This is a genomic window from Colwellia meonggei, from assembly GCF_057537295.1.
On sequence record NZ_BAAJLZ010000001.1, the window covers coordinates 776,661 to 791,360 of the forward strand.

The 14,700-nt window shown below is 38.2% G+C and carries 12 protein-coding genes; 2 read left to right on the forward strand and 10 right to left on the reverse strand.

From position 1 onward, the window contains the following. Positions 1-2: 2 nt before the first annotated feature. Positions 3-947, forward strand: coding sequence for a hypothetical protein (locus AC27E9_RS03465; protein ID WP_487127281.1), 945 nt, complete (start codon positions 3-5; stop codon positions 945-947). 81 nt (positions 948-1,028) lie between these two features. On the opposite strand, the gene AC27E9_RS03470 is transcribed toward AC27E9_RS03465, so the two are convergent. The 5 genes from AC27E9_RS03470 to AC27E9_RS03490 all read right to left on the reverse strand — a co-directional run bounded on the left by AC27E9_RS03470 (position 1,029) and on the right by AC27E9_RS03490 (position 6,512). Then, positions 1,029-1,520 (reverse strand): hypothetical protein, encoded by a 492-nt coding sequence (locus AC27E9_RS03470; protein ID WP_487127283.1) that lies wholly within the window; start codon positions 1,518-1,520, stop codon positions 1,029-1,031. A gap of 374 nt (positions 1,521-1,894) precedes the next feature. Then, a complete protein-coding gene (locus AC27E9_RS03475; protein WP_487127285.1) occupies positions 1,895-4,081 on the reverse strand; it encodes a malate synthase G in 2,187 nt (728 codons plus the stop codon). Positions 4,082-4,460: 379 nt separating this feature from the next. After that, positions 4,461-5,171: an LrgB family protein gene (locus tag AC27E9_RS03480; RefSeq protein ID WP_487127287.1), complete on the reverse strand. Its 711-nt coding sequence runs from the start codon at positions 5,169-5,171 to the stop codon at positions 4,461-4,463. A gap of 14 nt (positions 5,172-5,185) precedes the next feature. Further along, complete coding sequence (locus AC27E9_RS03485) at positions 5,186-5,554, reverse strand: CidA/LrgA family protein (RefSeq protein ID WP_487127289.1); 369 nt, start codon at positions 5,552-5,554, stop codon at positions 5,186-5,188. Between the two features lie 19 nt (positions 5,555-5,573). Next, complete coding sequence (locus AC27E9_RS03490; RefSeq protein WP_487127291.1) at positions 5,574-6,512, reverse strand: LysR family transcriptional regulator; 939 nt, start codon at positions 6,510-6,512, stop codon at positions 5,574-5,576. Between the two features lie 341 nt (positions 6,513-6,853). On the opposite strand from AC27E9_RS03490, the gene AC27E9_RS03495 reads away from it, so the two are divergent. Continuing rightward, positions 6,854-8,449, forward strand: coding sequence for an isocitrate lyase (locus AC27E9_RS03495; RefSeq protein WP_487127293.1), 1,596 nt, complete (start codon positions 6,854-6,856; stop codon positions 8,447-8,449). Between the two features lie 163 nt (positions 8,450-8,612). Here AC27E9_RS03495 and AC27E9_RS03500 read toward each other — a convergent pair whose 3' ends face one another. The 5 genes from AC27E9_RS03500 to AC27E9_RS03520 form a co-directional block, all read right to left on the reverse strand. Next, complete coding sequence (locus AC27E9_RS03500; protein ID WP_487127295.1) at positions 8,613-10,052, reverse strand: PepSY-associated TM helix domain-containing protein; 1,440 nt, start codon at positions 10,050-10,052, stop codon at positions 8,613-8,615. 16 nt (positions 10,053-10,068) lie between these two features. Continuing rightward, positions 10,069-10,638, reverse strand: coding sequence for a hypothetical protein (locus tag AC27E9_RS03505; protein WP_487127297.1), 570 nt, complete (start codon positions 10,636-10,638; stop codon positions 10,069-10,071). 7 nt (positions 10,639-10,645) lie between these two features. After that, entirely contained in the window at positions 10,646-12,781 is a 2,136-nt protein-coding gene (locus AC27E9_RS03510; RefSeq protein WP_487127299.1) for a TonB-dependent siderophore receptor, read from the reverse strand. A gap of 276 nt (positions 12,782-13,057) precedes the next feature. Next, complete coding sequence (locus AC27E9_RS03515; protein ID WP_487127301.1) at positions 13,058-13,816, reverse strand: DUF481 domain-containing protein; 759 nt, start codon at positions 13,814-13,816, stop codon at positions 13,058-13,060. After that, the gene (locus tag AC27E9_RS03520; RefSeq protein ID WP_487127303.1) at positions 13,806-14,636 is read right to left on the reverse strand and encodes a mechanosensitive ion channel domain-containing protein; all 831 of its coding nucleotides are present in this window, start codon (positions 14,634-14,636) and stop codon (positions 13,806-13,808) included. The genes AC27E9_RS03515 and AC27E9_RS03520 overlap by 11 nt, the downstream gene beginning before the upstream one ends. Positions 14,637-14,700 lie beyond the last annotated feature (64 nt).

Sequence of the window (14,700 nt, forward strand, 5' to 3'; positions counted from 1 at the left end):
GCATGAAAAATTTAAGTAAGTTATCGACAGCATTGGTTTTACCGTGTTTATTTATGAATGGCGTGTGCTTTGCAGCGGATAATGACGCTGATGAGTACCAACGTATGTATAAGCAACTTTCGATCATGAGTGACATTATCAAGTCATCAGTGTCGGATAAGTCATCACGTCAAGGCACAAAAATTAATAGTATTCAAAGTACATATTTACGGGGCCAAGGGGTTATTTTTACTATTAGTGCAGCAGCTAATAATCGCCAATGGGGCAACTATAATTTCAATTTTTCTATGCCTGAAATGCCGATTATGCCCGTTGCGCCGATTGCGCCATCAGTGAATGAAGACTTTGAAGAAAATTATGATATCAATATTAATGAAACAGTGACACAAGCTTTGGAAACTGCTGCCGTGGGGTATGAAAGAGTCGTAGAAGTGTTTGAAAGAAATCGAGAACAAACGCGAGAGTTGCGCGAAGAACAGCGTGATTTAGCGTACAAGCTACGTGATTTAGAGCGTGAAAAAAGAGACTTAAATTACCAGCTTGCTCGTGCCAATGAGCAACATACAAAAGAACTAAAGCAGGATTTAGCTAAGCTGGCACAAAAAGAAGAAAAGTTACGTGCTAGCAAACGTAAGCTAGCACAACGTAGTGATAAAGTGGCTGCAGAACAAAAGGCTCAGCAAGCAACAAGAGCAAAAGAGCGTGTTGATTACTATCAGCAATTAACTGCTAGCTTAACTGAAACTCTATGCTTATATGGTAATGGTTTAAGAGCACTGCCAAACAGTGAACATGTTAGCGTTATTTTAAAGTCAGCTGGAGATAAGTCTGGTCGTCGATATAAAGATAGTATTTTAGTGTTTAGCAAAAAGGATATTACAAGTTGCTCGGCAGATAAAATTAACGCAGCAAGTTTAATGAAGAAAGGACAAGCCTATCAGTTCTAATTTCGATAAGTTATGAAGACATAGATTTATTAACACAAAAAAAGCCGCAATAGCGGCTTTTTTTGTAAGCTAACTAATTAGCTACTTTTTACTGGCAATGCAGTTTCCGATATTACTGCTTAAGTTTATTTTTCTTTTTTGACTTTTCTGGCTCGAGTTTTCTTTGCTAGCCATAGCTTCAGTAGAGGAAAAATCAAAAATAGCGAGAATTTGCTGTAATTTATCGTTGAATTTAGCAGCGAATTCAAAAATTACATTCTTTTTTTCAAATCGATCAGGTGTTACATGAGCAAAGTCAGCTACTTGAATGCCTCGCATTGGCTTACGCGAATTTTTTGATAATGATGGTAATGCGAAACTATTACTTTCGGCAAAAACTTCACTAGTAATGCTTGGGTAAGTGTAGCTGTAGCTAATCGTATTCGCTATTGATTGCTGGCTAAGTGAATTTGTAGCGCTAGCATATTGCTGTGCGTTATTTTTCACTTCCGGCGCAGCTTGTGACAGTGAACCACATAGTCCTGTGATAACAAAAATAGAGCTAACTAAGCCGATTTTAGTTGGTCTGTTCATTTTGCATTCCTCATCAAATATCTATCCTAGATCTTTCCTTGATGTGATCATTGTACCATTGTGTTACAAATCAATATAGATTGGAATTTATCTTTACGCGACTGTAATAAGGTAAAACGTCTAATTTTTCCGATAAACAACAAGAATATAGTTTTTATCCTACGCTAATTGTTGAGATTACTCCTTGTTTATAAATCACTCTGGTTGTTTTATAATTGTACAGCTCTCATTAATATGAGTTCGATAATCGATAATAAATTTCATTTTTTAAATATATTTTTACAAACTAACTATTCTGAAAATGTTAATTTGTTCTTCAACAAGAAAAGATCAGCATGCTAACGGCTGATCTTTGTTGATAACACATTGCAAAGTTAAGGCTGTGAGGCTTTAAATAATAACCGATTTTTATGAAGTAAAGGTTCGGTATAGCCATTAGGCTGCTGATGACCTTGAAAAACTAACGATAGAGCGGTTTGAAAAGCAATGTTGTTTTCAAAATTATCTGCCATAGCGTGATAATTAGGATCTAATTGGTTTTGTTGATCAACTACTTTAGCCATTTTTTTCAAACTTGCTAGCACTTGTTCTTGAGTGCATATATTGTGTTGTAGCCAGTTAGCCATATGTTGACTAGAAATTCGCAACGTTGCTCTGTCTTCCATTAAGCCGACATTATTAATATCCGGTACTTTTGAACAGCCAACCCCCTGATCAATCCAACGTACAACATAACCTAGAATACCTTGAGCATTGTTATCTAGCTCTGCTGTTATTTCGCTTTCACTCCATTGGCTGTTCTCTGCAAGCGGAATAGTGAGAATATCATCAACATTGGCAGGAGTACGGTTTATTAACTCCTGCTGTAAAGTAAACACATCAACATTATGATAATGCAATGCATGTAAAGTTGCCGCTGTTGGTGATGGCACCCAAGCAGTATTTGCACCAGCTTCTACATGATTAATTTTAGTTGCTAACATATTAGCCATTTGATCTGGTACTGGCCACATGCCTTTGCCTATTTGTGCTTTGCCACTAAAACCACAAGCCAAACCTACATCAACATTGTTGTCTTCGTAGGCTGATATCCATTTGGTTAATTTAATATCGGCCTTTCTCGCCATTGCTCCGGCTGCCATCGATGTGTGAATTTCATCACCAGTTCTATCTAAAAAGCCTGTATTAATAAACACCACACGTTCTTTTGCCGCATGTACGCACGCTTTTAAGTTAATACTAGTGCGACGTTCTTCGTCCATTATTCCCATTTTTAATGTGTTTCTAGGTAATAACAATAAGTCTTCAACTGCATTGAACAGCTCATTGGCAAATGCAACCTCTTCAGGCCCATGCATTTTAGGCTTTACAATGTAAACTGAGCCAGTTTCACTATTTTTGAGCGGCGAATTTGACGAACCGTTTTGACGAATATCATGTAACGCGATTAACGAGGTAATAACTGCGTCCATGATCCCCTCTGGAATTTCTTGGCCGTTACTATCGAGAATAGCGTTGTTAGTCATTAAATGTCCGACGTTGCGAACAAACATTACACTTCGACTTTTTACCGTCATACTTTCGCCGTTAAGCGCTTTAAAATCTTTGTCTTGTTGCATCTTACGAGTGACCGTTTTACCAGACTTTTCAAATGTTTCTGACAAAGTTCCAGTGTTTAGTCCCAGCCAATTCTGATAAGCGAGTAATTTGTCATCAGCATCAACAGCAGCAATTGAATCTTCACAATCCATTATGGTAGTTAGTGCCGATTCCAGCTTAATGTCACTAATTCCGGCATTGTCTGTTTTGGCAATTGAGCTATCGCGGTTAAACTCAATAGTAAACAATAAGCCATGGTGCTTGAACAGCAGCTCAATTGGCGACTCTGCTGCACCGTTATAACCTTGCAGTAGAGCAGGAGTAGTTAATTGACTTTGCTGACCACCGTTTAAGGTAACAAGTAAAGTATTGTTAATAATTTGATAGTTTGTTGCATCGCGGTGCGAGCCATTAGCAAGTGGCAATGTTTGATCTAAAAATTCTCTGCCAAAGCTGACAACTTTTGCGCCTCGTGCGGGATTATAATGAGCGGATCTTTCTGCTCCACCATCTTCACTAATAACGTCTGAACCGTATAAGGCATCATACAAACTACCCCAGCGGGCATTTACAGCATTTAAGGCAAAGCGTGCGTTCATTACCGGTACTACAAGTTGAGGTCCAGCCATCGTAGCTAATTCACCATCTACTTGTGATGTTGAAATGGTAAAGTCAGCTACGTCAGGTACTAAATAACCAATATTTTTGAGAAAGCTCTTATAGTCTGCAAAGTTAAAGCTTTCGCCTTGATGTGTTTGATGATATTCACTAATTTTTTCTTGCAGGTTTTGACGCTTTACTAATAAAGCTTTGTTTTTCGGAGTTAAGTCAGTGACGAGTTTTGCAAAACCTTGCCAGAAGTTTTCAGAAACTATGTTAGTGCCTGGTAATACACGAGTTTCAATAAAGTCATATAAGTTTTTAGCAACCTGCATATTGGCAGTTGAGATTCTTGTCGTCATAAAGCACCTGTTTGAAAGTATTAAAGAAAGTTTTCTTGCCTTTAATCGAATTGAATACTAATAGCTGCAATGTAAAAAGATTGTCGTCTCGATGCAATAGCGAGGCAGGCGAGTTATGCGCGATTATTTTTTAAACTCAATGCATATAAATTATTGTTTATTTTAAGTTGTTGATAATTAATGTTTTATATTGCAGTGTTAACAGTGATTAATAGTTTTATTCATCATATTGTTTATTGTTATGCTTGGTATTCATAAGGTGAATTTTAAGAAGGGGTTACAAAGTGAAGTAAAAAGTGAAACATGACGAGTAGTACTATTAAATTAATAAAAAACTGTACTGCTTTTGAATGATAAAAGAGCTACTTAAGTAAATAATCTAAACTAATAGCGCCAAAAATGAAATGATGAATGGACTGATAATCGCGGTGATCACTGCTGAAACAATCAATGCCAATGAGCTAAATGCGGCGTGTTCATAACTTATATTGCTGATAGTTGTGGTGCCTATGGCGTGGCTTGCCGAACCAATGGCCAATCCTTGCGCTTTTGGTGAGGTTACTTTGATAAAAATTAACCATTTAGGGCCAATGATAGCGCCAAAAAAGCCGGCTAGAATAATCGCAAAAGCCGTAATAGCGACGTTGCCATTTAGTTGCTCAACAATTGCAATAGCAATAGGTGTCGTAACTGACTTTAGTGACAGTGCAACAGCAATGGAGTAGTCCGCAACAAGCAACATAGTGATTAAAAAGCTGCTAACAATGGCGAATAACGTACCAAGAAATAATACTAAAACGATACTTTTCCACTGCTTTTTTACTTTTTCTAAATGTTGATATAGCGGAAAACCAAGGGCAACAACAGCAGGTTCGAGTAGGGCATTGAGTCCCCATGTGCTGTTAAAATACTGATTAAAAGCAATGCCTTGCCAAATTAATATAGCAATGGTTGCTACAATGGTTACCAGCATAGGCTGTAACCAAATGGCGTCCAACTTATTTTGTAGCACAGCAGCTAATTGATAGACACTGATCGTTGCTGAAATTGCTAGTACGGAGTAAAGTAGTTGGCTAAGTGAAACGTCCATGAAAATACTAATTGCTACTCCTTAGAGTTTTCATATTGCTGGTATAAAAAGCCTACCGCACTAAGCAGTAGAAAAGTGGTTGAAAATGTGATGAGTATAATCGCAATGCCGTGTTGTTTTACTAAATCTAAATGGTTGATTATGCCAACTCCAGCAGGTACAAAACATATTCCCATATGTTTGATAGACCAAACAACACTACTTTTGATCCTTTCCGCATTAAACACCCTAAAATGCAGTGCAAGCGTAAAAATAATTAAGCCATAAAGGCTACTCGGTAGCAATGGGAGAAGATAAGCTGTAGCACGCCCGAGCAGAACACAAATAAGTAGTGCTAAAGCGCTATATAATGCATTAATAATATTGTTTTTTAGCAGTGTCATTGCCGATAATATCTAGTTGCTATTGACCAGCATTCGCTGCTTCAATTACTAACTGACGGAACCAAATATGACTAGCATCATGATGTAGCAATGGGCTCCAAATCATTTTAAGTTCAATGTCTGGAATATCAAATGGTGGTTTCAATATGGTGAAGTTACTATCTGTTTTATGAATTAGCGCGGCACGAGTTGGCAAAGTAGCAACAAGTTCATCTTCAAAAGCTAATTGCATTGCTACGTGGTAATTACGGGTAAATACTTTTATGTCACGTTTTTTCCCTAGCCTTGCGAGAGCTTCATCAACCCAGCCAAGCTTTTGAACATCTTTTGGGTCCATACCAACACCAACACCAAAGCCAGTTTTAGATACCCAAACATGCTTAGCTGATAAGTAAGTGTTGAGATTAAACTTTGATACCACAGGGTTGTCTGCACTTAATAAACAGGAAAATGAATCACGCCAAATGGTTTTTTGATGGAAGGATTGTGGCAGTTCATCAAAACGGTTGATCGCCATATCAATTTTACCCGCTTCAACATCATGGAAGGTAACATCACTAGGGGTCATGATATCAATAGTCACATTTGGTGCTATTTGATTAATGCGCTTTAGCAATTTAGGTAACAGTGTTGAGGCTGCGTAATCACTGGCCATAATACGAAAAACACGTTGGCTATGTTGCTCATTAAATTCTTCTTCACCTTGCAAGGCTTCTTCTAATTCTAAAAGAATTTTTCTAATGGCAGGCGCTAAGGCTCTGGCTCGTTCTGTTGGCACCATACCGTCAGAAGTACGCACTAATATTGGGTCGTTAAATAGTGTTCTTAATCGCTTTAAGCCATTACTCATTGCCGGCTGTGTGATGTTTAACTGGCTTGCTGCACGAGTAACATTTTTTTCTCGAAGTAAAACATCGAGGTAAATAAGTAAATTCAAATCGATTTTTGAGATATTCATATCATTAATAATTTAAAACAAAAACATAACCTAAATATATGTCATGACTTATCTTGATAAGCAAGTAAATTTCGCAAAACCAGCAAAAAAATCACTGGCTTGATTTCGTGAGATATAAAAGTAGGAGGCTTCTATCTGTTTGAGTTTATTGTATTAATTGGTTTATTGATATAGAGCTAATACACCAATATTTTTCGTGTGAATGATGGTGATAATTAATATATATTTCATAAATGTTTTTGCCTCGGAGTAGTATTTATGTAGTTCGATGTGACAGCTTACAGTGCTCGTTACATTACCAACTTAAAACAAGAGTCAGTGAAGACTACGGAGAAGGTGTTATGTCTAATTATCAAAGTGCAATTGAAGCAGTTAAAGCAATAAAAGAACAAGCTGGTAGCTCTTGGGATGCCATTAATCCTGAGTCAGTTGCTCGAATGAGAGCCCAAAATAAATTTAAAACGGGCTTAGATATCGCTCAATATACTGCTGATATTATGCGTTCAGATATGGAGGCTTATGATGCCGATAACACTAAATATACGCAGTCGTTGGGTTGCTGGCATGGTTTTGTTGGACAACAAAAACTGATCTCTATTAAGAAGCATTTTGGCAGCACAAAACGTAGGTATTTATATTTATCAGGGTGGATGGTAGCGGCACTTCGTAGTGAATTTGGACCATTACCTGATCAGTCGATGCATGAAAAAACTAGCGTTGCTTCATTAGTAGAAGAGTTGTATACCTTCCTTCGTCAAGCCGATGCTCGTGAATTAGGTGGTTTATTCAGAGCGTTAGATAAGGCCAATGAATTAGGAGATTCAGCAGCCGTTGCTGATATTCAATCGCAAATTGATAATTATGAAACACATGTCGTGCCAATCATTGCCGATATCGATGCCGGGTTTGGTAACGCAGAAGCAACATATTTAATGGCTAAGCAGATGATTGAAGCAGGTGCTTGTGCGTTGCAAATTGAAAACCAAGTTGCAGATGAAAAACAATGTGGACACCAAGACGGCAAGGTAACAGTACCTCATGCAGACTTTCATGCAAAAATTCGAGCATTACGCCATGCCTTTTTAGAATTAGGCATTGATAACGGTATTATTGTCGCGCGTACTGATTCAGAGGGAGCGGGTCTAACCAAAGAAATTGCAGTAGTAAAAGAACCAGGTGATCAAGGTGACCAATATAATTCTTTCTTAGATGTTGAAGAAATTGATGTTGCCGATATGGCTGAAGGTGATGTTTGTTTAAACCGTAATGGTAAACTTGTTCGTCCTAAGCGCTTACCTTCTGGCTTGTATCAATTCCGCACTGGTACAGGCGAAGAGCGTTGTGTTTTTGATAGTATTGAAGCGATTAAAGCGGGTGCAGATTTACTGTGGATTGAAACCGCGACACCAAATGTTGCTGATATTACAGCAATGATGAATGACGTACGAAAAGTAATACCAAATGCTAAGCTTGTTTATAACAACAGTCCTTCTTTTAACTGGACCCTTAATTTCCGTCAACAAGCCTATGACGCAATGGTTACAGCTGGTGAAGATGTTTCTGGTTATGTTCGTGAAGACCTAATGAATGTTGATTATGATGACTCTGAATTATCAGCTCGTGCAGATGATAAAATCCGTAGCTTCCAAGTTGACACATCACGCGAAGCGGGCATTTTCCACCATTTAATTACATTGCCAACTTACCATACAACGGCATTATCTGTTGATAATTTAGCGAAAGAATATTTTGGTGATGCTGCAATGTTAGGTTATGTAGAAGGTGTACAACGTAAAGAAATTCGTCAAGGTATTGCCTGTGTTAAGCATCAAAATATGTCGGGCTCAGATATTGGTGATGACCATAAGGAATATTTTGCCGGCGAAAATGCTTTAAAGGCCGGTGGAGCTAAAAATACTTCTAACCAATTTAGTTAATAACAAATGTTAGCGAGTACTTTAATCTATGTCAGTATTCACCATGAATGTTAAGTATATGGTTAGCAAGCACAATGAGCTAACGTAACGAGAAAACCCAACCGAAGCAAAAGCGCTGTTTTACACAGCGCTTTTTTATGACTATTAATACTGTGAATTAACTTTAGTTTATAATTTTTCTCTGTTCATTCTTCAATTGACGGCTGTGTAATATCATTAACGCAACGTAAAGTAATAGGCAGATATTGATGGTAGTAATTGCAGGAATTAATATTAGCTTACCGTAATTAATACCATAAACGACTAGCGTAATTAGCAATACTCCTACAGTGCAAATAACTAAACTGTAGCGAATTTTACTGACATTTTTTAGCAGCCCTGCAACCAACAGGCTAGCAACTAAAACGAACCAAAAACTTTGGTGTGCTGAAACATCAAATAATATACTAGTCATTAAAGATGCAGAAAGGGCGAACGGTGTTCCGTAAACAAAGCTGCTCCAAAGGTAATTAATATTATCAACTTTTCCTCGTTTATTTAGCCAAATATTAATACCAGAGACACTGATATAAGTTAACGCTAGACCCAGTACCAAATAAACAATTTTGACTGCTAAATTACCGAAATGGCCGAAGTGTAAACGATAAACAGAATAAACAGCTTGTCGACCGGTAGGGCCATTAGCCATACCTTGCTGGCCAATGTATTCACCATCAGCATGAAATTGATATATTTCTGAATAAATAAGTCGTTGTGGCAGTGTCGCCGCTATTTCAACAAATTGCTTGCTTGTTGTGATATTTTGCACAACGACATAAATAGGTGTTGCTTGGCTGTCAGCAATGGCTAAATTAGCAAAGCTGCGTTCAATATCTAGCGCTGGAGCATCAGTTATGACTGGCTCTGCTCCGTAAATATCGGCAATTAACGCATCTCTATCATTGTCATAAAAGGCACTCGCTGCAATCAGTATAAGAATTGATACTAAACCAAAAAACGCACCGGTAATTGCTATCATGGCATGAAAAGGTAAGCCCCAAACAGACAGTCTATTGTGTAGATCAATTTGCTGCTTTTGACCTGTGCCGCCCCAATTTAAGGTGAATGCGTCTTTAAATATTCTACTATGGGTAAGCACCCCGGAAATGACTAAATGGGCAAGTAAAATACCAAAGAAACTCACAACAATTAAACCAAAAGTTTCTGGTAAGTGCAGCTGTATATGTAGCTCTTGTAGCATTTCTGTCCATGGCTTTTTAATGACACTACCTAAGCTACCGTCTTGATTTAACCACCATTCTTGTTTACCGTCAGATAAGTGTGCACGTGGCACTTCTGTTGTAGGCAGAACAACATATACAGACTTTTCTGGTGTTATAACTTGTGTTAAGTATTCTTGGTAGGCCTGTGTGATGCTTGCGGGTGATAAATTATTATATTCGGCGGCATCAGGTTGTTCCCAGCGTTCAAATTCGGGATAAAACACAGCTAAGCTACCTGTTAAACAAATTAGGTACATTATGGCACCAACAGCTAAGCCCACAGCTGAGTGGGCATCGAACATTTTCTTAACAATAATTTTTTTTATATTTAATTTTTTCATGATCATCAATTCACTGCTAAAGCGTGAATATGCCTCCCGCCATTAGCACACATGCAATTGACATAAATATTGAAGTTCGCAGTAGTTTAGTCGTGGTAGATAACCAAATACTTGCTAGTGCCCAAAAAACAGGAAATGCTAATGCTGAAACTGCAAGCTGTGTGGCGAGCGAATCAATAAAAAATCGGGCTAAGGTCATGGTTGCCAGTACGCCGGTCAAACCACAGAGAAAAAATAACGCTAAGCTGTAGTAAAGTAGTTTTACTTTTTTCTTGCGGCTCCATGGCAAGCTAGGAGCATTGTTGCGAAGTGGTAGTAATTGCTTTGGTGTTGATTTTCTTGTTAGTAATATTAATAACCAAGCATGAAAACTTAACATACAAAGAAAGTATATACTGCCAAATTCAGCACCAGATAATTTAATGCAAAGTGTCCAAGAGCCCATAAGTATCAATAAAGAAGCACACAACTGCCACTTGTTTGACTTTGGTTGGCGCCAGTTTCGCCATAGCAAAAAAAAGCCGGCACTGCATAGAAGCAGTGCCGCAAATTCGCCAATAAAAGGAAGGAGCGATAAATCGGTCATTAACTTGTTAGAAGTTATAGCTTACGCGACCAACAATTGTACGCTCTTCACCTGGGAAACAATCACCACGGCCAAGACAAGTTGCATAGTATGTTTTGTCGGTTAAATTACGAATGTTAACAGCGAAGTCCCACTGGTTAATTTCGTAGCCAATCATTAAATCGGTTAATGTATAAGATGGTGTACGGTATGTATCTGTACCGTCGTAACTTTCACCTGAATAACGCAGGCCTACGCCTGACTTAAAGCCTTCGAAATTACCGCTTGGTTCATAGCTTAACCAAGCTGATGCCTGTTTTTCTGGCACACTATCAAGCTTGTAACCGTCGGCACTTTCGGTATCGAGTTTTGAGGCGTTTAATTCAAGTCTGAAATCTCCAAAAGCTGTTAAACTTTCAAATTCAATGCCGCTAATTTTGGCTTTACCACTTTGTTGTTGAAACTCTTGCGGATTACTATTGGGATCAGATAAGTTCGTTTGTTCGATATCAAACCAGGCTAAGGTGTAGAAGCCTTCAAATGCTGTTGGTACATACTTGATACCAAGCTCTATTTGTTCGCCGCGTTGCGGTTTAAGTAATTTACCTTGGCCATTATCACCAATCACGGGCTCAAACGACTCAGCATAGTTGATGTAAGGTGATACACCATTTTCAAATTTATAAATTACACCAGCACTTAAACTAACTTCAGAATCGGACTGGCTATCTCCTGAGGTTTCACTTTCACTGTCGTCGAAACGTGCTCCTAAGGTGATCGACCATAAGTCGATATCTATTTGGTCACTAATATAAAAACCAAGGTCCTTTGAATTAGTTTCAGGATTCTCTGTGTAATACGGTGCTAAAAGTGCGTCTACGTCAACATCAACATATTGAGGGTTGAAAACATTTACCCATAATGAATCACCAAACGTATTATCAGGTAAGCCTGTAGTAAAATCTAAACCAGGTGCATATGCATAATAACCAGCGCTATCAGTTGTTACATCTTGATATTGTGCGCCAAACAACACCTTGTGCTCTAAATCACCAGTATTAAACTCACCTAATAAGCGTATATCTATAACTTTTTGCTCAGACGTCGCGTCGTTTCGGTAAAATGTACGAGGCACAGTGCCGTCTTTATATAAACTTCCATCGGGGTTATAAATGTAGCGATTGCCGCCTGGTAAGAATGTACTCCAAGCTTGCTGATAATCAGCGCTTGCATCGGTATAGCGGGCATTAGCAGAAAGTTGCCAATAATCATTAATATCATGGCTCGCCATTAATGTAACAGCAAGCGTTTCGGCGTCATACTTGTTGAACCCCGGAAAACCTAAATAACTATCACTGGCTATTTTTTTGCCATTTGGAGCTGGTAATAAAGTACCTTGAAGTGGCAAAAATTGCGCGCCAGTGTCACTTTCCGTATCGGTGTAATTTACGAGCATTGTTACTTCTGTTTCATCACTTGCTAACCAAGTAATAGAAGGGGCAAGTACGCGACTTTTGTCTTCAACATGGTTTACTTGGGTATCACTATCTCGCACAACCGATACTAAACGATAGAGCCAGTTTTCATTACTCCCTATGGTGCCAGTAGAGTCAATTGCTAATTGCTTTCTGTTGAAGTTCCCTGCTTCTACCACAACTTGGTGAGCCGCTTCTGATTTTGGTGTTTTACTTACTACGTTAACTAAACCTCCTGGTGATCCTTTACCGTAAAGTACAGATGCTGGGCCCTTTAATATCTCGACTTGTTCCAAAGTAAAAATATCTGGTCGAGTATTGTTGTAGTTACCAAATAATGACTGCAAACTATCCTGATACTGAGGAACATTTAAACCACGTACTTTAATCCAATCGCCACGGGTTGCGAAACCGTATGTTTGTCCTGCTACGCCAGCAGAATAGGTAAAAGTGTCATCAAGTGTTAGCGCACCCTTATCAATAATTTGCGAAAGATCTTCAATACTAACCGAACGTGCAACATCCATTATCGGTGTATCAGACTTTGTCGCAGAGTAATGACTCAGCTTGCCATAAACTTCTATTCTTTCAATATTATCTTCACTCGTTGGTTCATTGGCAAAGGTCGATGCGGTACTAAGAGTAGATAAAATAGCTAGCGCAAGCGGAGTACGATAAAAGTTAAACACTGTGGGGTCCTTTAATGCTTTATTTTTTACAAATGATAATAGTTATCATTATTGATCGCATTATTGGTTCATGCAACCATTTTGTAACTTTTTGTATAGATAACAGCAACAAAGGTTTAGAAGTGAAGTAAACGAGCAAATTTATGGTGTGAGAACCTGTTTTAAGCACTGATGTTTAGAGGTGTTAAGATGAATTTGGGGAATTTAAAATAAGAAAAAGCCAGCACTAGAATAGTGCTGGCTTTTGGCAGAGTGTAAGCTGAATGACGATTATATTTAGAAGCTATAAACTAAAGTCATGGCTGTTTCTGTGTTGGTATTCTCTTTATCGTCTTCAACTTCAGTGTTGTAATCAACAACGAAGCTAAACTTAAGCTGTAACGTTTCAATTAACTTAGTGGTAATTGATGATTCTGCTTTATAAGTGCTGTTTTCACCGCTTTTAGGTGAATATTTTGCAACTAATGATTGCTTAAATTCCACATGCTCATTGATTTGACGCTTATACAAAGCTTGTGCTTGAATAATAAAAGCATTTTTAGTTTCGCCGCCTGGGCGTAATACATCACGCTTATAACCCGGACCAATATCTGCGTCTAATGTTGCATTTGCATCTTCAAACCATCGGCGACCCCAACCAGCAGAGATTGAACTTTGATTTTCAAAACCACCAAAACGATTATCTTCATATGAAGCGTTACCATAAATATAGTTAGGGCTCTTATCATCTAAGGTGTAATTCGTTTGACCAACAATAGTCCATTTCTGATCACTAGTTTCTAAGTTGTCAGTCTCTTCATCTTCAGTTTTCTTAACTAACATATCAAACTGAAGTGTCGACTTCCAAGCATCTAACTCATGGCCTAAATCAAAACCAGCTTTAATATCAGTACTTTTAGTGTCGCCAGTTTTAAAAAGCATGCCTAATTCAGCCGAAGCAGTATAAGGAGATTTTTCTTCCGCTGGTTTGGCATCTTCAGCAACTGTTGCGAATGAAACGCAACATAATACGGCTGATATTAACTTATGACTCATTGTTTTCCTCTTTATTCATATGAACAGATAATTGTGGGAATGGGATTTCGATTCCTTCGTTGTCCAATTCAGTTTTAATTTTTTCTAATAAATCGAAGTAGGTTGGCCAGTAATCTGCTGACTTCACCCAAGGTCTTACGACGAAATTAACGCTGCAGTCAGCAAGTTCTGACACGCCAACAGTCACGGCTTGATCTTTTAAAACGCGCTCATCAGCACTTACCAGGTCAAGTAAAATCGCTTTCGTTTTTGCAAGGTCGGCATCATAACCCACCCCAATAACCAAATCTATTCTTCTTGTTGGTTTCGTTGAATAATTTGTGATGGTACCACTAGTGATAGAGCCATTTGGAATAATAACGGTTTTATTATCGCCAGTTCTAAGTTGGGTTGAGAATATTAAAATTTCTTCAACAATACCCGCGACACCAGATACTTCAATAAAATCGCCTGATTTAAATGGTTTAAATACGATTAACAACACACCTGACGCAAAGTTAGATAATGAACCTTGCAGAGCTAAACCAATGGCTAAGCCGGCAGCACCAACAATGGCAACAAGAGATGATGTGTTAAAGCCTAAGTGAGATACGGCTGCAACAATAACAATAAAGAACAGCATGCCGTAAAGTAGGCTGCTAATAAACGAAATAATGGCGTCGTCCATACCTTTATGGCGCATTACTTTTACAACGCCGCCACGAATCAAGTTCGCAACAAACTTACCAATAAATATAATGGCTAAGGCCACTAGTAAGTTTACCGCAAAATCTAAAAGCATTGTTTGGTTATCTACAAACCAGTTTTGAATAGTTTCCATTGTTTTCCCTAGGCAATGATATAAAGGGCAAATTATAAAGAAGAGCTATGGAAATATCATTAAA

Excerpts from the sequence above, each read along its gene's own strand:
- AC27E9_RS03465 (WP_487127281.1), top strand. The coding sequence starts at position 3 with ATGAAAAATTTAAGTAAGTTATCGACAGCATTGGTTTTACCGTGTTTA.
- AC27E9_RS03470 (WP_487127283.1), bottom strand. The coding sequence starts at position 1,520 with ATGAACAGACCAACTAAAATCGGCTTAGTTAGCTCTATTTTTGTTATC.
- AC27E9_RS03475 (WP_487127285.1), bottom strand. The coding sequence starts at position 4,081 with ATGACGACAAGAATCTCAACTGCCAATATGCAGGTTGCTAAAAACTTA.
- AC27E9_RS03480 (WP_487127287.1), bottom strand. The coding sequence starts at position 5,171 with ATGGACGTTTCACTTAGCCAACTACTTTACTCCGTACTAGCAATTTCA.
- AC27E9_RS03485 (WP_487127289.1), bottom strand. The coding sequence starts at position 5,554 with ATGACACTGCTAAAAAACAATATTATTAATGCATTATATAGCGCTTTA.
- AC27E9_RS03490 (WP_487127291.1), bottom strand. The coding sequence starts at position 6,512 with ATGAATATCTCAAAAATCGATTTGAATTTACTTATTTACCTCGATGTT.
- AC27E9_RS03495 (WP_487127293.1), top strand. The coding sequence starts at position 6,854 with ATGTCTAATTATCAAAGTGCAATTGAAGCAGTTAAAGCAATAAAAGAA.
- AC27E9_RS03500 (WP_487127295.1), bottom strand. The coding sequence starts at position 10,052 with ATGAAAAAATTAAATATAAAAAAAATTATTGTTAAGAAAATGTTCGAT.
- AC27E9_RS03505 (WP_487127297.1), bottom strand. The coding sequence starts at position 10,638 with ATGACCGATTTATCGCTCCTTCCTTTTATTGGCGAATTTGCGGCACTG.
- AC27E9_RS03515 (WP_487127301.1), bottom strand. The coding sequence starts at position 13,816 with ATGAGTCATAAGTTAATATCAGCCGTATTATGTTGCGTTTCATTCGCA.
- AC27E9_RS03520 (WP_487127303.1), bottom strand. The coding sequence starts at position 14,636 with ATGGAAACTATTCAAAACTGGTTTGTAGATAACCAAACAATGCTTTTA.